This is a genomic window from Pantoea sp. JZ2 (assembly GCF_035191405.1).
Classification (GTDB): Bacteria; Pseudomonadota; Gammaproteobacteria; order Enterobacterales; family Enterobacteriaceae; genus Pantoea; species Pantoea stewartii.
On record NZ_CP045247.1, the window covers coordinates 4,092,454 to 4,112,433 of the forward strand.

Annotated in this window: 16 protein-coding genes and 2 pseudogenes; 14 read left to right on the top strand and 4 right to left on the bottom strand. The window is 52.5% G+C overall.

The window, feature by feature from the left end; all coding sequences use genetic code 11:
* The first annotated feature begins 84 nt into the window (after positions 1–84).
* From GC087_RS19760 to GC087_RS19790, 8 genes and pseudogenes are all read left to right on the top strand, one after another.
* Positions 85–1,043: pseudogene (locus GC087_RS19760) on the top strand (hypothetical protein).
* A 105-nt stretch (positions 1,044–1,148) separates the two neighbouring features.
* Positions 1,149–1,649 carry a hypothetical protein gene (locus GC087_RS19765; RefSeq protein ID WP_324029120.1) on the top strand — a complete coding sequence of 167 codons (501 nt, stop codon included), beginning with the start codon at positions 1,149–1,151 and terminating at the stop codon, positions 1,647–1,649.
* 67 nt (positions 1,650–1,716) lie between these two features.
* Positions 1,717–2,097: pseudogene (locus GC087_RS25850) on the top strand (hypothetical protein); the annotation flags it as partial.
* A 69-nt stretch (positions 2,098–2,166) separates the two neighbouring features.
* Positions 2,167–2,709, top strand: a complete 543-nt coding sequence (locus GC087_RS19770) for a hypothetical protein (RefSeq protein WP_324029122.1) — start codon at positions 2,167–2,169, stop codon at positions 2,707–2,709.
* 479 nt (positions 2,710–3,188) lie between these two features.
* Positions 3,189–4,025: a 5-dehydro-4-deoxy-D-glucuronate isomerase gene (gene kduI, locus GC087_RS19775; protein ID WP_033740156.1), complete on the top strand. Its 837-nt coding sequence runs from the start codon at positions 3,189–3,191 to the stop codon at positions 4,023–4,025.
* Between the two features lie 54 nt (positions 4,026–4,079).
* A complete protein-coding gene (kduD, locus tag GC087_RS19780; protein WP_039338815.1) occupies positions 4,080–4,841 on the top strand; it encodes a 2-dehydro-3-deoxy-D-gluconate 5-dehydrogenase KduD in 762 nt (253 codons plus the stop codon).
* A gap of 344 nt (positions 4,842–5,185) precedes the next feature.
* Positions 5,186–6,265, top strand: coding sequence for a beta-galactosidase BglB (locus tag GC087_RS19785; RefSeq protein ID WP_205951221.1), 1,080 nt, complete (start codon positions 5,186–5,188; stop codon positions 6,263–6,265).
* A 30-nt stretch (positions 6,266–6,295) separates the two neighbouring features.
* Complete coding sequence (locus tag GC087_RS19790) at positions 6,296–8,803, top strand: hypothetical protein (RefSeq protein ID WP_324029124.1); 2,508 nt, start codon at positions 6,296–6,298, stop codon at positions 8,801–8,803.
* A gap of 163 nt (positions 8,804–8,966) precedes the next feature.
* On the opposite strand, the gene GC087_RS19795 is transcribed toward GC087_RS19790, so the two are convergent.
* Positions 8,967–10,307: an aspartate aminotransferase family protein gene (locus GC087_RS19795; protein WP_033740150.1), complete on the bottom strand. Its 1,341-nt coding sequence runs from the start codon at positions 10,305–10,307 to the stop codon at positions 8,967–8,969.
* A 63-nt stretch (positions 10,308–10,370) separates the two neighbouring features.
* A complete protein-coding gene (gene eat, locus GC087_RS19800; protein ID WP_033740149.1) occupies positions 10,371–11,735 on the bottom strand; it encodes an ethanolamine permease in 1,365 nt (454 codons plus the stop codon).
* A gap of 244 nt (positions 11,736–11,979) precedes the next feature.
* Here eat and GC087_RS19805 point away from each other — a divergent pair, with 244 nt between their 5' ends.
* Positions 11,980–12,984: a phosphotransferase enzyme family protein gene (locus GC087_RS19805; RefSeq protein ID WP_058708680.1), complete on the top strand. Its 1,005-nt coding sequence runs from the start codon at positions 11,980–11,982 to the stop codon at positions 12,982–12,984.
* 138 nt (positions 12,985–13,122) lie between these two features.
* Entirely contained in the window at positions 13,123–14,190 is a 1,068-nt protein-coding gene (locus tag GC087_RS19810) for an AraC-like transcriptional regulator QhpR (RefSeq protein ID WP_033740338.1), read from the top strand.
* Positions 14,191–14,273: 83 nt separating this feature from the next.
* Here the strand turns inward: GC087_RS19810 and GC087_RS19815 are convergent, their stop codons facing one another.
* Positions 14,274–14,948, bottom strand: coding sequence for an EAL domain-containing protein (locus GC087_RS19815; protein ID WP_226374785.1), 675 nt, complete (start codon positions 14,946–14,948; stop codon positions 14,274–14,276).
* A 622-nt stretch (positions 14,949–15,570) separates the two neighbouring features.
* The gene (locus tag GC087_RS19820; protein ID WP_324030665.1) at positions 15,571–16,713 is read right to left on the bottom strand and encodes an alpha/beta hydrolase-fold protein; all 1,143 of its coding nucleotides are present in this window, start codon (positions 16,711–16,713) and stop codon (positions 15,571–15,573) included.
* A 276-nt stretch (positions 16,714–16,989) separates the two neighbouring features.
* Between GC087_RS19820 and GC087_RS19825 the strand changes: the two genes are divergently transcribed.
* From GC087_RS19825 to GC087_RS19840, 4 genes are all read left to right on the top strand, one after another.
* Entirely contained in the window at positions 16,990–17,418 is a 429-nt protein-coding gene (locus GC087_RS19825) for a GNAT family N-acetyltransferase (RefSeq protein ID WP_054634563.1), read from the top strand.
* A gap of 185 nt (positions 17,419–17,603) precedes the next feature.
* Entirely contained in the window at positions 17,604–17,816 is a 213-nt protein-coding gene (locus tag GC087_RS19830; protein ID WP_033740144.1) for a hypothetical protein, read from the top strand.
* A 129-nt stretch (positions 17,817–17,945) separates the two neighbouring features.
* Positions 17,946–18,299: a LysE family translocator gene (locus GC087_RS19835; RefSeq protein ID WP_324029126.1), complete on the top strand. Its 354-nt coding sequence runs from the start codon at positions 17,946–17,948 to the stop codon at positions 18,297–18,299.
* Positions 18,300–18,648: 349 nt separating this feature from the next.
* Entirely contained in the window at positions 18,649–19,518 is an 870-nt protein-coding gene (locus tag GC087_RS19840) for a phosphorothioated DNA-binding restriction endonuclease (protein ID WP_324029128.1), read from the top strand.
* Positions 19,519–19,980: the final 462 nt, after the last annotated feature.

A 19,980-nucleotide genomic window follows, 5' to 3' on the forward strand; every position in this document is an offset into this window, starting at 1 on the left:
AAGACTGTTCTTAATCTCTCACCTTTCGCTGCGCTTTACTCTTTAACGGCACTAACCTGCCTTTCATTATCAAGGAGTGATCGAATGGCCTTACCACAACCGTATTCAAATTCTCTTCCGGATTACGGCGTGGGCCGACGGATGGGGCTGGTGTCAGCTGATGACATTGATTTTAACGCACTGGCGAATCGTCTGGATTGCCTGCGGGACTTTAGCCAGGTCGGTATCATCTATTCTGACGGCCCACAGCAATGGCTGGTCCGGCCTTCGCGTTATGACGCTCAAGCCAGCAAAAGTCGTGTTAGCCATGTAGTAATAACGAAGGTCAATGCTATAAATCCTCAGGTTGCCATTAAGGCGCTGACGGAAACACTTAGTAAGCCTTCGCTGGCTGGCGAGATGATATCGACAATATTTTCATGTGGTGCTTAATTATTACGGGATTTCTTGCGATAGGTTATGCCGTTGCCGTACCTTTGACAGCAGGAGCATCGGGTATTGTAGCAGGCATGATTATCGCAGGGGGTTTAGCGACAGGTATGCAGTGCGCCATCGGTAGCGCACGATTATATGCTATCTACGAAGGTCAGGAAGACTATGTCGCGTGGATTGATTCACAGTCATGGTATGTTGCAACAACGACCGCGCTGGATGTTATATCGCTTGCCGGAGCGGGTGCCGGTCTAAAAAGCGCGATCGAAACGTATAAGGTGATAAAAGCGTCCTCTTCTGCAAAGGCCATCAACTGGCTTAAAACGTTAAGTCGCGCTGAGCGAAAAAGAATTACAGAGGAAATCATCCGCGCGCAAAACCCCGGTATTTCAAATGGCGGTATCAGGGCAGCCATGAAAGCAGGTGTGTACCCTAAACGTTATCCGGCCGAGGCTATACAAAAATCTCTTCAGCGTGAATTAACGTCTGCACTGGTGAATTCATCGGCGTTTGCTGGTAGCGCATTGACAGGCACGTTAAAAAATCCACAAAACATTGTCCAGTCCGGGAAGTATATCATCGGCGTCATTCAGTCACTTCCCTCTACATAAGTTGTCAAAATTAAATACATTAATAAAACAATCAAGCTCAGCGAAAAAACGAACAAAGAAATAAATATTAGTGGCGTTGATGAGCTGGAGCATATTAAAGATGACATGAAAGAAAAAATGGGTATGCCAATCGGATTACATACTTTTGGCGCCCCCTTAGTCATCAGTATGGTGCTGACGTTGATCAGCTTCTCCCTGCCTCAGTTTTCATTATGGTTATTCATCTATGACCTGATGGGGTGGCAAAAACACGCTGTCTTTATCGGTATAATTGCCGCAGCATTTATCTATGTCCTGGTCTTGTTTACAACAATGATGCTGGTTTCACGCGGAATATATTTGGCACTAAGAGCTTATATTTCCATCCTGTTTTTGGTATTAATGACTGCTTTAGTGTTTCTCTTTCTCACCATGGTTTCATCAATGAGTGGCAATAATAATTATTCGCTATCTTTTGCAGGTGCATTATTAAGCACTGCGTTAAGTCTGACCGCTCTCAAGTACCTTAACAGTCAAATGTTTTATAAGTCCTGCGCTTTTATGCTTCATAATCGAGCCTGGCGAAAGCAACTGGAACTAAAAAGGAAAACAACCTCTTTTAAATAGACTAAAAAAGTGGCCTGGTTCGGCTCATAAGGTCGGTGCACCACTACAATCGCCGCACTTGATATCATCTGGTTCAGGAGCGGGTTTAAAAAGCGTTGATAAAACGCATAAGGTTCTGAAGGCAACGACGTCTTCTGAAAACCTGATTAACTGGCTTAAAACACCAAGTAGAGCTGAACGCAGACGTATTACTGAGGAAACAATACGGCAACAAAATCCTGGCATCTCAAACGGCGGTATTAAAGCGGCTATAAAAGCAGGGAATTATCCTAAACGATATCCTTCTGATGCCTTGCAAAAATCACTTCAGCGGGAGTTGGCCACAGCCTTTGTTAACAGCTCTGCGTTTATGGGGAGTGCGCTTACAGGTACAATAAGGAACCCTCACACTATCCCGCAGTCCGGGAAGTATTTGACTGGGGTCGTTCAGTCTTTTTCAGTAAATTAATTAGTTAATTAAATCATGCTAATGCAACTTAAAAGAACGCTTGAACTTAGTAAAATGGTTAATGAAAAAATGTCTACGGATGACGCCGATGAACTCGAACAGCTCAAAGATAACATGAAGGATTTGATGGTCTCGCCTATAGGATGGCATACTATGGGCATCCCATTGCTGATCAGTTTTGTTCTCTCTCTTCTGGCTTTTACTGTCCCTCAAACCTCTATATGGGAAACTGTTTTTTCTCTTATGGCATGGCCTGATAAAGCGTTGTCAGGAGGCGTCATTGTTACTGGTTTTATCTATTGCTTAGTCATGTTCCCCTCATTAACATTAATCGCTCGTGGAAACCATACCGCCCTAAAAACATACATTAACCTCATATATTTCGCATTAGCGGTAGTGGCAACCTATTTCTTAAAAACGCTAATTTCCGCGCTATTCAGCGGTTCTGTTACAACCTTTACTTTAATTTCATCCTGTATCGGCATGGTATTTGTTCTTGTTGCGTTATCGTGCCTTAACAGTCATCTTTTTTTCAAAAGTAATGCGTTTTATTTGCACAACCGCGTCTGGCGAAAGCAACTCAATCTCAGAAATAAAACGCATTCAAAATAGTCTTTTAAAACCTCAATAAAAACCCGTGGTAACCATGAGTTTTATCATCTTACAGAATTTCCCACAGCGATTATCCAGACGGTTCTGACAAAACTGTCACCTCCACATCGTTTGAATGACGTTTCCTTGTAGAAGATAAAGAAAGTTATTTATTTTATTTAATTGAGCCACTAAATCCTTTCGCACACGCTTTTAACGATAATGCCCATTTTACATCAGACAGAAATTCTCAAGCCTGTTTTATACAACTCATCGCAACAGGCCCGTTTTTTTGTAACAGAACTCGTAATTAATGTTGCTCATACAAGCCCGGACACGCATAAAAATAAGACATACCTCACCCTTTAAAATAAAAAATCAAAACAACGTTTCATTTTTAATTGAAAGTCATTGGTGTGCCGAATAGGATGCGTGCAACTGGAATCAATAAGCCATTTATTACGTATTGCATTTACTATTCTATTTAACGGGAGATAAACGTGGATATCAGACAAAGCATTCACAGCGCGCACGCCAACACGCTGGATACACAAGGCCTTCGCGATGAGTTCTTAATCGAGAAAATCTTTGTCCCGGATGATTACACTCTGACTTACAGTCATATCGATCGCATTATTGTCGGCGGGATTATGCCTGTCACACGGACTGTCGCGATTAACAATGAGGTGGCGAAGCAACTGGGCGTCAGTGACTTCCTGGAACGCCGTGAACTGGGCATGATTAATATTGGCGGTCCCGGTAAAGTTACCGTGGATGGCGACGACTATGAGATTGGTCATCGCGAGGCGCTGTATATCGGCAAAGGCAGCAAAACGGTCGTGTACGCCAGTCTGGATCCACACCAGCCTGCAAAGTTTTATTTTAACTGCGCGCCAGCCCATAAAACCTTACCCATTCGTAAAGTCACGGCAGCGGATGCGGCCTCGGTCACGCTGGGCGATCCGCTGTCCAGCAATCGCCGAACTATCCATAAGTACCTTGTCCCCGAGGTAGTGGAAACCTGCCAGCTCAGCATGGGGCTGACCCAGCTTGAACCCGGCAATCTCTGGAACACCATGCCCTGTCATACCCATGCGCGCCGCATGGAAGTCTACCTCTACTTTGCTATAGCCGATGACGCCTGCGTGTTCCATATGATGGGAGAACCCCAGGAAACGCGTCATATCGTGATCCATAACGAACAGGCGGTGATCTCACCCAGCTGGTCTGTTCACTCAGGTGTGGGGACGCGTGCTTACAGCTTTATCTGGGGCACCGTTGGTGAAAATCAGGTGTTTGATGACATGGACCACGTCGCAGTCAACGATCTGCGCTAACCCATGGCGGCATGATGCAGTAAGCACAAGGCGATACGCCTGAAAGGAATCATTATGATACTGAACACATTTTCTCTACACGGTAACGTCGCGGTGGTCACGGGTTGCAACACCGGCCTGGGCCAGGGAATGGCGATAGGTCTGGCGGAGGCAGGCTGCGACATCGTAGGCATTAACCAGGTTGAGCCGGATGAAACCCAGGCGCGTGTTACCGCACTGGGGCGACGTTTCCTGAGCCTGAAAGCCGACCTGCGCAAGATTGACGCGATCCCTGCCTTGCTGGACAGCGCGGTTGCCCACTTTGGTCGTATCGATATCCTGGTCAACAACGCCGGACTGATTCGCCGTGAGGATGCCATCAACTTCAGTGAACAAGACTGGGATGATGTGATGGACCTGAATATTAAGAGTCTGTTCTTTATGTCTCAGGCCGTGGCCCGACACTTTATCGCACAGGGCAGCGGCGGCAAAATCATCAATATTGCCTCGATGTTGTCGTTTCAGGGTGGGATCCGTGTTCCGTCCTATACGGCATCAAAGAGCGGCGTCATGGGTATCACGCGGTTACTGGCAAACGAGTGGGCCAAATACCGGATTAACGTGAATGCTATCGCACCAGGCTATATGGCTACCGATAACACGCAGCAACTCCGGGCCGATGCACAGCGTAATGCTGACATTCTGAATCGCATTCCGGCCGGGCGCTGGGGACAGCCGGACGATGTCATGGGGCCAGTGGTGTTTCTCGCCTCGCCAGCATCCGACTATATCAATGGTTATACCCTGGCCGTGGATGGCGGCTGGCTGGCACGTTAACCAGCATACGCTCATCGCCATCTGTGTGGCGGTGTTATTACGCATCACTGATACTCAGCGCGGAAATTATATTCGGGCCCTTGTTACGCGTTATTTAAATGTCAAGGATTAAACAACACAGTTTATATCGGTGTTAAATCGTCGCGCGTAAAAACGGGTAAGGTTCGCACCACGTAATAATGGCATCAATAAAAGAGGACGCTGTTTTTTACCTGAAACGTTTACGCCTTTTGGGCGGGCAGCATTAAACACGGCCATTTGAAGCTGACGATTATCGCGTAAACCGCGAGGGCCAGGCATGAAAAATAATCACCATGGAATAATGATAAAACACAGGAATAACAATGACTACGCAATCTATTGAGCATCAACTCAATCTGTTACTGACGGGCTTTACACAGCTAAAAGACGAAGGACGATTTAACGAACCCAATATTGATGGCACCGCGGGAGATTATATTTCCTTCGCCAACTGGGAATGGCCGCAGGGCGTGGGATTATTTGGCCTCGTCCGGTTATGGGAACTCACGCAACGCAAAGATATTTACCAGCTTATTGAGACCTGGTTCCAGAATAATATTCAGAAAGGCCTGCCGCCCTTAAATATTAATACCACGGCACCGATGCTGCCGCTGTCGCTGCTGTGGGCTCACAATCGTGATCCTCAGTATCAAGCGGTGCTGGATCACTGGGCCAACAGGGTAATGACCGCGCTGCCGCGTACGCCGGAGGACGGGTTTCAGCACGTCGTATCCGACGGCATTAATCCCATGGAAATCTGGGATGATACGCTGTTTATGGTGGTGCTGTTTCTTGGCCACTACGGCATGGTCGCCGGGCGGCAGGAACTGGTGGATGAAGCCGTGCGTCAGTTTTTACTGCATGCCCGCTATCTTAACGATCCGCAAACCGGTTTATGGTTTCACGGCTGGAGCTTCGCCGAGAAGAATAATTTTGCTCACGCCCGCTGGGCGCGCGGCAATGCCTGGATCACCGTTGGCATTATTGAATTTCTGGAACTGACCGCGCTTCGCGGTGGCGTACGTGACTATCTGCTGGCGTGCCTGAAAACGCAGGTGAATACCCTCATCGATCTGCAATCCCCGCAGGGCGCGTGGCACACCCTACTCGATCATCCCGACAGCTACGAAGAAATCTCGGCCACGGCCGGGTTTGGCTATGGGCTGTTAAAAGGCGCGCGTCTGGGCTATGGCGATGACCGTTGGTTACAGGCAGGGTTGCGCGCGCTGGAAGCCGTGCAGCGAAACATTGATGACGAGGGCACCGTGCACAATGTGTCTTATGGCACCCGCATGGGAAGAACCCTGCAATTTTATAAAGACATTCCGCTTCAGCCGACCGGCTACGGTCAGGCGCTGGCCATCTTATGCCTGACCGAAGGGTTAAGGCACACCCAAAAATAATAATAACGCTGACACCAGGAGAATCGAATTATGACGCAGACAACCTATTGTCACTTTCCGCTGCAACAACGAGATGCTGTGCGCTACTGGCAGCTCTCGGCAGTGGCTTCACAACCCTATGACGTGGACGATGTTCCCATGTCGGGCGAGATGGATCCTTTTTTCTTTCTGAGCAAACATAAAAACTTTATTCCGCATACCTATCCCTGCCGTACTGAATTTCAAAAACAGTTCGCTGGCAAAAAACCCTGTCCGTTTGGCGACCGTACGCTGACAAACTGGTGGTTTCCTTTTGGGTCCGATCGGGTCGATTTGTCGGGGTTTTGGTTTCGCGCCACCCGCATTGGCGCACAGGCCGAAACCGCTCTGGTCGCAGCCGCGCCCGGCAGCCGTCGTTTTCGCCTGACCACCTGTGGCGCAGCACTGGTCACCCTGAACGGCGAGGAGGTTGCCTGGCTGGCCGATTATCAGCGCAACCTGGAAAGCCAGGTTGAATTTACGCTTAACCTTCAGGCCGGGTTAAATACGCTTCGCATCTGGTTTGACGATCTGGCCGAACGCGATGTCCGCTTCTTTTTCCAGCTGGATTACGTAGAGGGGGATCCGCTGCAGGTTGCGCTGGCGGTGCCGGCGGAGGCAGAACAGGTGCGGCATATGGAGTCGATGCTGGAAGGGATGGCATTTGAACAACCGACTTATACGCAGGGGCCGGTTCGCCTGTGTTTCCCGTCCCCTGCGCCAGACACTTACGACCTGAACGTTTTGGTTTCCGGCGATTTTATTTCGCTGGATGAGCCGGTGCGGCTTCGTACCGTTCTGGAGAAAGGCGAAGGGGCCGTCACGCTCGCCGAGAGCGACACATTGCCCGCCGATTTTCGCCGTTTTGCTGTCAGCCTGAAAAAAGGCGCTTTCCACATCACCCGCACGCTGGGCGTCGAAATCTGCCACGCTGAACGCCAGGCGCAGGTGCCTGACACTTTGGCAGCCAGGGCAGAAGAAGCCCTGAGGCACGTTGCGCTGCACGGCGAGTACAGCAGTGTAAAAGCGCTGGCACGCTTAGCCTGCGGGATGGATGACGCGGAAACCCAGTCGATGCTGGAAGGCGTTCTGCCTTCCGTTGAAGCCTGTCACGACTGCGCCGACTTTACCCTGGTGCCGCTGCTCTGGTGCCGGATCCAGTGGGCCGATCGCCTGGCCAGCGCCACACGGGAAAAAATCGATCGGGCCATTTTAGGCTTCCGCTACTGGATGGATGAACCGGGTAATGACGTGCAGTGGTACTTCTCAGAAAATCATGCCCTGCTGTTTCATACCGCCGCATACCTGGCAGGCAGCGCCTTTCCTGACGCGACGTTTATCCGATCTGGTCGAACGGGCCGTGAGCAGGCCGCAGCCGGTCTGGCGCGCGTGCGGGCCTGGCTCGATCATTTCGAGCAGTGCGAGATGGCCGAGTGGAATTCGGCACCGTACTTCCCGATAGACCTGAAAGGTCTGAGCGCCCTTGCCGCCCTGGCAGAAGATGCGGACATCATGACGCGCAGCCAGCGGGCCATATTGCGCCTGCTGGAGCAGCTCGCCCGCTCATCACATCAGGGCATGCTGACCGCCTCGCAGGGACGTTCCTATGAGCACACGCTGTGCGCAGGCCGCTCGCTGGAGCTGTCGGCGATCTCTCGCCTGCTATGGGGAAAAGGTTACTACGGCTGCCGCTTCCATGCCCTGCCGCAGCTGGCCCTGCTGTTGCAGCAGAAAAAATTACCCCTTCCGCCCGGCCAGGCAAAGGTCGCCTGCTGGCAGGGTGACACCGCGCAGGAATGGTATTTTGCTCAGGGGAAAAACCGCATTGCCCGCCTTTATCACTATAAAACCCGCCACGCGGCTATGGGTTCGCTTGCCGGTTACCGCTGGGGCGAGTGGGGTTATCAGGAAACCCCGATTCATTTAAGGATTGGCGACGTGCCTGAGGCGCAAATCTGGATCAATCATCCGGGCGAAAAGCTGCACGGCGGTTTTGGACGCCCTTCGTACTGGGGAGGATGTGGCACATTGCCGCGCGTTCAGCAATATCGTGGCCTGGCCATCGTGATGTTCAACGTTCATGACGATCAGCCCGATTTTACCCATGCCTGGCTGCCGCAGCGCTATTTCGATGAGATGCGCGTCTGTGAGCAACGCATTTTGCTCCGCAGCGGTAACGGCATGGTGCAGATTTCGGGCAACCAGCCTTTCCGGCTGACAACCCGCGGTCCCGCGCAGCACTGTGAAGCCCGCTTAGCGGGAAAAGAGACCTGCTGGCTGATTCGTCTGAATGACGATCCGCAACTCAGCACGTTGGAAGAATTTGACTCGCGCTTCGCCCAGATTAGTGTCGAACAGCGTGAGGACGGCACGATTTGCGTGAACGATCCCCTTTACGGCGACGTGTTCTTCCAGCCGAATGGTTGTGTCTTTGGCCAGGGCCGGTTGCTGGATCCTGACAGCTGGACCCTTGCGGGAGAAAGCCATGAACTGGAGCTGCCTTCGGGCGCCCACGCTTAAGCTGAGAATGCGCAGGCCCGGCGGCTGCCAGGCCTGCGCGGCCACGTAAAGGACAGGAAGCTCAGCGCCAGAAGATTTTTCTCTGGCGCTGCAAACGGATGGGCCTGTATGCCGCAGACAGGTTGCGTTCCGTCTGCGTGGTCCCTGTTTTTTGGGATGGCGTTCAGCTCTGTAATTTCCTCAGGCAGCGATCCATGGCACTGACCACCCAGTCGATATCGTGCGTCTGGAAACAGAGCGGTGGGCGGATTTTCAGCACGTTACCGTATGGCCCGGCAACGGAGGTCAGTACAAAGGCCTCACGTAACGCCTCCACCAGATCGAGTGCCAGACGTTTGTCAGGCGCTTTGCTTTCTCTGTCCTTCACCAGCTCAAAGCCGATAAACAGCCCTGCCCCACGGACTTCACCGATGCACGGATACGTTGCCTGCAGGGATTGCAGCGCCGCCAGCAGTGCAGCACCGGTTTTCAGGCTGTGCGCCTGAAGTTCTTCCTGTTCAATGACATCCATCACCGCGTGCGCCGCCGCCATGGAGACCGGGTTACCACCAAAGGTATTAAAGTAAGGTAGCGCATCGCTAAACGCCGCCATGACTGGCGCTTTCGCCATCAGCCCCGAGACCGGAATGCCGTTCCCCATCGGTTTGCCGGTAGTTACGACATCCGGAACCACGCCGTGTCGGGCAAAGCCCCAGAACGCCTCGCCGGTGCGGGCAAAGCCAGGCTGCACTTCATCGGCAATAAAAATGCCGCCATTCTGATGCACCACATCAATCGCCGGTTTTAAAAAGCCGGGCTGACCGGGTAAAACGCCGTCTGACGAGAAAATCGAGTCGGCCAGGAACCCCGCAAATTTAATGCCGTGCGCAGCCATATCATCGATTTGCTTCTGAATTTCCTGCGCAAACCAGGCACCCTGATCCGCCGTCTGAATGCGATAAAAGTCAGGCGGGGCCACCAGCCGTGTATGCGGTGATAACGGCTGACCGCTGCCCAGCGCGGGCGAAACGCCGGAGGTAAGCGCACTGGTGCCGTGATAGGCTTCTTTGGACACGATGATGCCCGTACCACCGCTCCAGCACTGGGCAATGCGGATCGCCAGATCGTTTGCCTCAGATCCGGTACACATATACATGGCCCGATCGATCTCAGCCGGCATCGTGGCCAGAATGCGATCGCTGTACGCAAGGATCGACTCATGCAGATAGCGCGTATGGGTGTTTAACTGCATCATCTGTTTATGTACGGCATCCACGACCGCCGGATGACAGTGACCAATACTGGCAACGTTGTTATACATATCCAGATACTGATTGCCCGCCTTATCCCACAGATACTGGCCCTTTCCGCGCACCAGATGCACCGGATTGCGGTAAAACAGCCGATAGGACTCGCCCAGTACCTGACTGCGCTTATCGGTCAGTTGTCGAATGTCCGGTGCCAGCGTTTCCGCGTTTTCAGCACGAAAGCTGTTGGTATCCATTATGGTTGAACGTACCGTCATCGTGACTCCTTGGTCTTTGTGCTGCCCGGCGGCACGTTACGCACCGCCAGGCGGGTATAAACGTTAATCGGTTTCTGCGGCAACAGAGCGCTGCGCGACAGCACCGCGGCGGGAGTGCGTGGTCAGGAAGTAGAGATAGCCTGCCACCATAAAGCCCACGAACAGCGCGCCGATCTGCGGGTTAAACCACAGCATCGCGATCAGGCAGATCACCGAGCCACACAGGGCGATGGCGGGGATCACCGGATAACCCGGTGCACGGTAGCTACGTGCCAGTGTCGGATCCGTGCGACGCAGTTTAAACAGGCTCAGCATACTCATGATGTACATGACGATCGCCCCAAACACCGACATGGTGATCATCGCGGCGGTCAGACTCATTCCCTGAAAGCTGATGCCGTCAGAGAAAATGGCAACAATGCCGACCACACCGCCCGCCAGGATCGCCCGGTGCGGTGTATTAAAGCGCGACAGTTTTGCCAGTGAAGGCGGTAGATAACCTTCCCGCGCCAGCGCAAAGAACTGACGCGAATAGCCCATGATAATGCCGTGGAAACTGGCAATCAGGCCGAACAGGCCAATCCACACCAGCATGTGCATCCAGCGTGAATCGTTACCGACCAGCATTTTCATGGCCTGCGGCAGCGGATCGTTAATGCCTGACAGCGTGCGCCAGTCACCTGCCCCTCCGGCAAACACCATGACGCCCATCGCCAGCACCACCAGCGTTAAAATACCGCTGATGTAGGCGCGGGGAATGGTCCGGCGTGGGTCTTTTGCCTCTTCGGCTGCCATGGCAACGCCTTCAATGGCAAGGAAAAACCAGATGGCAAAAGGAATGGCGGCAAACATCCCGGATACCGAGGCCAGAGAGAACGTATCCTGCCCTGCCCAGCCATGGGCGACAAAATTCGTCAGGCTGAAGCCCGGCGCGACCACGCCCATAAACACCAGCAGTTCAATCACCGCCAGCAGCGTCACCAGCAACTCAAAGGTTGCCGCAATGCTGACGCCGATGATGTTCAGTCCCATAAAGATCAGGTAGGCACAGACCGCAATGAGCTTAGGATTCACTTCCGGAAACTGCACATTGAGGTAGGCGCCTATCGCCATAGCAATGGCCGGGGGCGCAAACACAAACTCGATTAAGGTGGCAATGCCCGCAATCAGCCCGCCGGTATCACCGAAAGCACGGCGACTGTAGGCAAACGGTCCTCCGGCCTGCGGAATGGCGGTCGTCAGTTCGGTAAAGCTGAAGATAAAACAGGTGTACATGGCGGCGACAAAAAACGTCGTGACCAGAAAGCCCAGCGTACCCGCGGCTCCCCAGCCATAGCTCCAGCCGAAATATTCTCCCGATATAACCAGTCCCACAGCGATGCCCCAGAGTTGCAGGGTACCAAGGGTGGGTTTCAGTTTCTCTTTCATCACTGCGTTCCCCGTCTGTGTAAAGTGAAAAGGCGATGCCTAAAAAGCTGACGGGTAGATGATGGACACAGCCGCAACAGAAAAACTTGACCGCAGAAAACAGAAACACGTCGGCTGGGGTCAAGTTGACCCGGGTCGGGTTGTGACGCCTCTGCCGAAGTCAATTTTTGCCTGCTCTCAGGTCAAGCGCGCCAGGCCGGTTCAGCGCCATGCTGCCTCCACACGCAGAGAAAGGGAGACAGACATGAGCATTAAGCAATATGACACCTTAACGAACGACAGCATTCTTCAGCTTGCCCACCAGGCGTTGCAGGCGTATCCGGCCTGTTTGCATGCAGAGGTCAAACTTCTGTGCCGTTCCGAGAACGCCACCCTGTCTGTCAGCACGCCGCAGGGCCGGTACGCGTTACGTATTCACCGCGGCGATTACCACGCTAAGCAGGATATTGAAAGCGAGCTGCACTGGCTGGATGCGCTTCAGGCCGCAGACATCTGCGTGCCGGTGGCGGTGCGCGACGGGCACGATAACCGCATTCAGACGCTGCCGCTGCCGGACGGCAGTGAACGCTATGCTGTGCTGTTTCACTGGATCGAGGGCGAGATGCTCACCGATGCGGTCGATCCGGCCGCCTTTCGCCAGTTAGGCCGCATCACCGCGCAGCTCCACCACCACAGTCGGCGCTGGCAAAAGCCACAAACCTTTCGCCGTATCGTCTGGGATCATCACACGATGGTTTCCCCCACAGGTCACTGGGGTGACTGGCGCGATGTGGCCGGTTTAGCGCCATCACAACATGGCGTGATCGAAGAAACGCTGTCGCATGTCGGCCGTGAGATGGCAGCGTTTGGCCAGTCGCCCGACCGCTATGGTCTGATTCACGCCGACCTTCGCCTGACCAATCTGCTGGTACACAAAGGCGAAACGCGGGTCATTGATTTTGATGACTGCGGAATGGGCTGGTATTTGCACGATCTTGCCGCCGCGATCAGCTTTGTTGAACACCATCCCAGCGCCCCACAGTGGGTGGAAAACTGGCTAAACGGCTACGAACAGGTGGCACACGTCAGCGATGAGGAGCTGGCGATGATCCCGTCCATGCTGATTCAGCGCCGTATACAGCTGACCGCCTGGGTCGCTTCCCATCGCGAAACAGAAATGGCGCGCAGCCTGGGCGACGGGTGGGCGAACGACACGGTACGCCTGTGCCACCGCTATCTCGAAGGGGCCCGATTGCCGATTGGCGTCTAGCGCACTCTGGCGGTGCCTGAATGACAGATCGCGGTGCAATCTTCACGGGGGCGATGCTAAGTGCCTGTTAACTGGTGCCTGACGGCTGGTATGTTTCTTGCAGAAGCTAACGATGTTCAGTTGCAGGCGGAAAACATCATGACCAGCAGATTTCCAGAGGCCGCCATAACGGCCATGTCCAGCGCGGGTAGCAGTCACCGTGGCGTCCTGTCGGCCGCCGCGACGGGACTGGGTGATTTCATTAACGCCCAGGGCGGCGATGTGGATCGTATTTTCGGCATCAGCGGGATCGATCCGGATACGCTCGCCTGCCCGACGCTGAGCCTGGACCTGGTCAATTACTGTCGGGTGCTGGAAGAAGCGGCCAGCCAGGCGGGCGTGGACAACTTCGGTTTACAGTATGGTCATCAGTTCCGGCCACAGTCTCTGGGTCTGATTGGCTATATTGGTCTGTGCTCGGCCACGCTGGAACAGGCGCTGCAAAACGTGGTCAATGCTTTTCCCTACCATCAACACAACACCTGTATTCGTCTGACGGAGCGCAGCGACTGCTGGCAGCTGGATTATCAGGTGCGTCACGGCGCGATTCTGCAGCGCCGTCAGGATGCAGAACTGACGTTAGGCATGTTTCTTAACCTGATTCGCCACGCGGCAGGACGCCACTGGGCACCGCGTGAAGTGCATTTCGAGCATCCGCGCCCTGAGCACTGGCACGAACACTGTAAAGTCTTTGATGCGCCGGTCTATTTCGATCAGCCCTTTAACTCGATGATCATCGCCAAAACGGATCTGGGCCGCAAAATGCCGGATCACGATCCCATGCTGCTGCTGGTGATGCAGGATGCGATCCGTCGGCTCAGCCCGCCCGTCATCATTCAGGATACCGTTAATCAAACCCGCACCGACATTCACCTTCAGCTACTCAATGGCGAACCCTCACTGGACATTATCGCCGAAAAACAGGGACTGTCTGCCTGGTCGTTACAGCGGCGACTGCGCGATGAGCAAACCAGTTTTTCCGCCCTGGTCGACAGCGTCCGCAAAGAGATGGCGACGCATTACCTGAAACAACACCATCTGTCGGTCTCTGAAATGGCCTTGCTGTTGGGCTATTCTGAAGTCAGCGCCTTCTCACGCGCCTTTCGCCGCTGGTTCGGTTGTAGCCCACGCGACTGCCGTAAATCGCAGGGCACGGTTTTTCTTTGACAGCATCAGGCTGTCTGGCCAACGCATTATGCGGGCCTTTCTTACTGAAGAAAGAAAGCCCGGTATGAATTATCGCTGAGCGGTTACGCGAGCGTATCGAATAAAAACGCCTCAAACAAATAGCCCTGAAATGCCGCAGCGTGCGGTCTGGCGAATTCGAAGTGTTGCGCCGTTTCGACGCCTTCTACAATAATAAATTCACAATAGTGTTTAATTTCCGCCAGCGTGGCTTGCCAGACGGGGCTGTTTTGATGCCGCCAGAAAAAATGCTTATCCATTTTCACGGCTTCATACATTCCACGCTGTAAACAGGGAAAGTGGGAAGCCGCACTGCCAAAATCATCCAGCCATAACGTGTATTTATTATGTAGTTCCCGGAGTAAGGGATTATTTAATCCCTGCGCAAGATCGGGAAAGTGTTCCGCGACTTCAATGCGAAGAAAAGAGTGCGCTGTGGCGAGCTCAACAATATCCCGTTCTTCCAGCAGCGCAAAAGCCATTTCCAGATCGACATTTACAGAACACAGCAACTGGTTTTCTTCAAAAAAATGACGCTTCTTATCGATTAAAGAAAGTTGTTCTCGTAACAGCTTTATTTTCTGTTGTTTATTTAATTTCGCAATATGAAAACAGGGGGTTCCCGGTGCGGCGAATCGCGTCAGAACTTCTACAGCAATTAATGTCGACGCGTTGTTAACGACAGGTTCAGCAATGAACCACCAGGCACGGTTGTTATTATCGAGATTGTGGATTTCCATTCCCATGCTCTGATTCAACGCGATGAAGTAGCCTGATTATTGATCGCTACAGACTATCAATCAAATGTTATTTATCGGGTTAAGCTATGATTTAACCTATCAAAATTAAAAGATTGATCGTTAATCCCTTGTTATTTAATAAGGTTTCAGGAATTAAAATCTTTATTTTATGCTGGTCCGGATTGCGAAGCCTTTTACAACGCCTGCTGCACAAGGTATTGACCCCATTTCCTGCCCGCAGCTCAACGCGCCTGTATCCTTCGCGTGCTACGAATTAAGCATTGCAGACCAGTGAAAAATGGAGAGAGAGAGAAAAACTAAAAAGGATAATATTGCCGCATCCGGTTAACGGGTAACTTAAATACATCAATACCGGTCATTTTGAAAAATGGCTGACGCAGGTTTTTCCCACACGGCGTTTGCAGCATTTACTATCGACAAGGGTAGTGATTTTTTACTTACCTGACACGGCAGGCTGAAGAAATAAATAAAAACGCTTTTTAAAGGACGTGCAGGGTATTTCAGCGACGTTGTTTAGCGTAGCCGGGGAAGAATGCTGTTAATAACGGTGATTCCGTAAATGCTGCCCTGAATCACCGTCACAGGAAGGGATCGGGCCTGACTATGGCTGCTGCGGTTTAAATACCTGCTGCACAAATTCGATATACGCAGGTCGCCAGACATCCATCTCATGCCCCAACCCCGGATATTGAGTGTAATGGAAGTTTACGCCCTGCTTTTCCAGCTCGGCTTTGAGTCCGGCAATGTCTTTGCCGGTCACGATATCTTTATCGCCCACCGCCAGCGTAACGTTTTTCAGCTGCTTATTCACCGCCTGCGCCTGACTCAGCTGGCGTGTCACAGCCTCATTCGGCACCGTACTGGTGGTCACGCCGCTAAAGCTGGCCAGCCAGCCAAATTCGTTCAGGTGCGTCATGCCTGACACCAGCGCCTGATAGCCGCCCTGAGACAGTCCGGCTATCGCCCGGTCTGCCGGTTTGCGACTGACGGTAAAGCGCTTTTCCACCAGCGGGATAATGTCCTGCATCAGTTCCTTATCGGCGGCGGCGGCATTGAGGGGATAAAAGTCTTTGCGACGGTCGGCTGGGGGAAAGTTTTCAGGAATGGCCTGCACGATGTCCGTTTCGGTATCGGGCACCACAACCAGCATCGGCGTGATTTTGCCTTCGGCCAGCAGGTTGTCCATGATCTGCGGCAGGCGGAGCTGCGAGATGGCGGACAGCCCGGTATCGCCAAAACCGTGATAGAAGTAGAGCACCGGTAACGGTTTACCGTCTGCCTTATAGCCCGGCGGTGCCCAGACAAAGACCTGACGTTCGGATTTCAGTGCGGTGGAATGATACGTCAGCGTCAGCACATCGCCGTGCGCCACGTTACGCTCATCCAGAATGCTGCCCGGCACCAGAATCATACTGGTGTTCACCTGGCGCTGCGGTTTGGTAAAGCGGCTGCCGGTATCCGGCGTGCGGAAACCATCCACATCAAAATAGTACTCATATAAATCGGGCTTCATCGGCTCGCTGGTCCACGACCAGATACCGGCACTGTCCTTTTTCATATCATGGGACTGCTGGCTCAGCGGCGTGGCCCCCGTGACCACAGCAACCTGCTTCGCGGCGGGCGCAAACAGGCGAAAGGTAATGGAGTGATCGGGATTCAGCGCGGTGATATAGCGGCTCACGGGGATGTGAGTATCCGGGGTTTGCGGTAACGGTGCGGCAAGCAGTGCGGGTCCATATCCCATCAGCAGGCTTCCGGCCACCAGGGATAAACAGGTTAATTTTTTCTTCATTTTGCGTCCCGATAATTGAATTGATCACGCGGTATTTATTACATTTTTTCTCCGGGAAGCGAGGTGATAGCGTCGCAAAAAGCACAGGCTGTGATGAACGTCAAAGAATGGCGTTAACCTGCCGTCAGCCTCACCGGCGCGCGATCGCCCCGGCGCGTTGAGATGCTGTTCAGGCGCAAACCGGTAAGGTCATGACATCAACGGTTCGATGATGATTTGCGAGGCACTATGCATATTACCTACGAAAAACTGGCCGATCGGCATCTGAAAGAGATGTATGAAATCCGCTTCTCGGTGACGGAAAACCGGCTGCATGCTCACCAGATCCGCTACCTGCAGCGTGAGCAGGCGCTTGACGATATCCGCCAGGGCGGTGGCTGGATCGCCAACGTCGATGACGAGTATGTCGGTTACGGGCTGGGTATTTATGCGCCCGATCCGTTAATCGGTGGCCTGTTTATCAAGCCCGCGTTTCAGCGGCTCGGGATAGGTAGCCAACTGCTTGAAAACATCACCGACTGGTTCAGACAACAACAGGCCCGGTCGATGATGTTGACCACCGATACAGGTTCCCCTGCTGAACGTTTTTATGAAAAACACGGCTGGCGCGCGGCGGGCACTGATGAATATGGCCAACGGATTATGCGCAAGCCCTGAACCCGGTGTTGCCTGCGCAAACCCCAGTTATCGCAGGCACACGTTGTGCCAGACCTTTGCCATCGGGCCTGACCACTTTTTTTACAACCGTCGTGCAACAGCCCTGCACTTTTTTGCCCACTCATGCTTCATTACGGTTATTGTCGCAGCGTAAACACAGCACTCCCGATAAGGATTAAGAAACGATGCGTAAACTTCCCCTTTTTGTGGTCACGCTTGGCCTGTTAATGTCGGTTGCCTCTCAGGCACAGGCAGAAGGCTGCCTGAAAGGCGCGTTGGTCGGCGGCGTAGCCGGGCACCTTAAACACCATGCGGTTGCCGGTGCCGTGGCGGGCTGCGCGGCAGGACATTACCTGGCGAAGAAGCATAAAGACGAAGAGAGTAAGCAGAGCCATTAGCGGTTCAATGGGGTTGCCCCTGTGCAACCCCGCTAAGTTTTTAGCTACCTCACTGGTTTACACCATTGGCACCGCCTCGCCCGGACCGGGCAATCTGCCCATCGCTACTGCGGCCGTCAGGCCGGGCTGGTGCTGGCAACCGGCGTCATCTCAGGTTCCCAGTGCCGGGGTTTGCTTACTGCCTTTGGCATCTCTGCGATTTTGGTTTCTTTCCACGGTTTTATTTTCTGGCTAAAACTGCCCGGCGCGGCCTGTTTACTCTGGCTGGCGTCAAAAGCCCTGCGCAGCGTCTTTCGCCCTGGCGACCTGGCGGCACGTCCCGCCCGTTCTCACACGTGTTTACGCGGCTACTATCTGCAAGGGCTGGGATTGCGCCTTACGAATCCCAAAGCCGCCCTGACCCGGTTCACCGTCACCAGCGTAGGCCTGACCCGCGGGCCCCACAGTGGCAGGGCTATGTTCTGGTTGCTATCTGCGCGCTAACCGGCGTGATGATATTTGGGCTGTATGCGCTGATTTTTGCTTCGCAAACGGCGGAGACGTATCTCAATCGGGCGCGGCGCAGTTTTGATGTAATCTGTGGGGGGTTTTATACATTGGTGGCGGTGGGGTTTTTGATGTCGCTGTATTAAGTTAAGCTTTGATAAGGGCTTTATTGACTTCACTGAACGTTCCCACAGATTCCATTTAAGCCATAGACCATCACATCTTGGCGGTTTTATTCTTGCGATTAAGGAATACCTTTCACCTCAATTGCATTTCTGATTGCTAATCGATTGATCATTATTGAATTTGCGAGCAATATCGCAATTATTTCCTATCAATCTGCGTCATGACATTAGCTAAAAGCCTGCAAAAACTGCTCTCTGAAATCACTGTCTGGCGTAAAGGCGAACAGCGCGCGCCTCATAAACCCTTGCTCGTGCTCTATACGCTGTCGCAGTATCGCAATGGCCACGCCCGATTATTTGACTACGCATCAGAAGTTCAGCCTGTAATGCACACACTGCTAGAACGTTATGGTCCTCATCGTCGTGAATATCGTCCCGATATGCCTTTTTGGCGTTTAAAAGGTGACGGTTTTTGGGAGCTACTCAATGCAGAGCACTGCTCATCAACAGGTAGCAGGCAGCCTCCTGCGGGTGAACTCGAACGTTATCAGGTCGCAGGCGGCTTTGATGTTGAGCACTTTGAACTTGTCAAAAGCGACAGCAAATTAATTGATAACCTGGCACAGCAAATCCTTGAAGCACATTTCCCCGAAAGCATTCAGGAAGAGCTGGCGGACGAACTGGGTTTTGGCATCAGCGAGATGCTAAAGCAACGCGATCCCCATTTTCGACAGTTGGTGCTGCGCGCTTATCACTATCAATGTGCGATATGTGGATTCAATATGCGCCACGACAACGCCCTGGTCGCGGTGGAAGCCGCGCACATAAAATGGAAACAGTACGGTGGCCCCTGTGACATCACTAATGGGCTGGCACTGTGCGCTATTCATCATAAAGCGTTTGATAAAGGATCGATTGGGCTGGATGACCATATGCGCGTTGTGATTTCCGAGGGCGTAAACGGCGGAGGCATTGTTGATCGCCTGTTCTGGGATTTCTCAGGTAAGCAGATTAAATTGCTGCAGGTTAGTCAGCATTATCCATCAGACAGTTTTGTGGACTGGCATTCAAGAGAGGTTTTTCGAGCATAAGTGACATATTCAGTCCCATGAGAATACTCGAATACGTTATTTTCTAGCACGTATCTCACAGGGTTGATTAAATCCTTGAAATTGTAAAAATGATGCTCACGCCAAAGTGGGGCAGGCCTCTGGTCAGCTCGACGATGGCTATGCTTTATTGCTGTCTTATGTTTCCCCGAGTGGTTAAACCAGACAAATGCGCACAGATTGCTTTCTGGTATTGTTGTCTGTCACGCGGCCATAAAACAAAGCGACATTATTAAGACTTACCCTTTAGAAAAGGGGCTAGCGAGTTTTTCCCTGCCAGTCAACATACACTGACTTTTCATGAAAATTTATGTTATTGGTCTGAATAAATTTTTCATCCAAAACCAGATAACTGTTTCTGACGAATGCAAATAACAAGTATTTTTCACTATTGATACTTGTATTAGCATCTTATTAATTTTGCCTCCGAAAAACTTGTAATGA

Excerpts from the sequence above, each read along its gene's own strand:
- GC087_RS19765 (WP_324029120.1), top strand. The coding sequence starts at position 1,149 with ATGAAAGAAAAAATGGGTATGCCAATCGGATTACATACTTTTGGCGCC.
- GC087_RS19770 (WP_324029122.1), top strand. The coding sequence starts at position 2,167 with ATGTCTACGGATGACGCCGATGAACTCGAACAGCTCAAAGATAACATG.
- kduD (WP_039338815.1), top strand. The coding sequence starts at position 4,080 with ATGATACTGAACACATTTTCTCTACACGGTAACGTCGCGGTGGTCACG.
- GC087_RS19785 (WP_205951221.1), top strand. The coding sequence starts at position 5,186 with ATGACTACGCAATCTATTGAGCATCAACTCAATCTGTTACTGACGGGC.
- GC087_RS19790 (WP_324029124.1), top strand. The coding sequence starts at position 6,296 with ATGACGCAGACAACCTATTGTCACTTTCCGCTGCAACAACGAGATGCT.
- GC087_RS19795 (WP_033740150.1), bottom strand. The coding sequence starts at position 10,307 with ATGACGGTACGTTCAACCATAATGGATACCAACAGCTTTCGTGCTGAA.
- eat (WP_033740149.1), bottom strand. The coding sequence starts at position 11,735 with ATGAAAGAGAAACTGAAACCCACCCTTGGTACCCTGCAACTCTGGGGC.
- GC087_RS19805 (WP_058708680.1), top strand. The coding sequence starts at position 11,980 with ATGAGCATTAAGCAATATGACACCTTAACGAACGACAGCATTCTTCAG.
- GC087_RS19810 (WP_033740338.1), top strand. The coding sequence starts at position 13,123 with ATGACCAGCAGATTTCCAGAGGCCGCCATAACGGCCATGTCCAGCGCG.
- GC087_RS19815 (WP_226374785.1), bottom strand. The coding sequence starts at position 14,948 with ATGGAAATCCACAATCTCGATAATAACAACCGTGCCTGGTGGTTCATT.
- GC087_RS19820 (WP_324030665.1), bottom strand. The coding sequence starts at position 16,713 with ATGGGATATGGACCCGCACTGCTTGCCGCACCGTTACCGCAAACCCCG.
- GC087_RS19825 (WP_054634563.1), top strand. The coding sequence starts at position 16,990 with ATGCATATTACCTACGAAAAACTGGCCGATCGGCATCTGAAAGAGATG.
- GC087_RS19830 (WP_033740144.1), top strand. The coding sequence starts at position 17,604 with ATGCGTAAACTTCCCCTTTTTGTGGTCACGCTTGGCCTGTTAATGTCG.
- GC087_RS19840 (WP_324029128.1), top strand. The coding sequence starts at position 18,649 with ATGACATTAGCTAAAAGCCTGCAAAAACTGCTCTCTGAAATCACTGTC.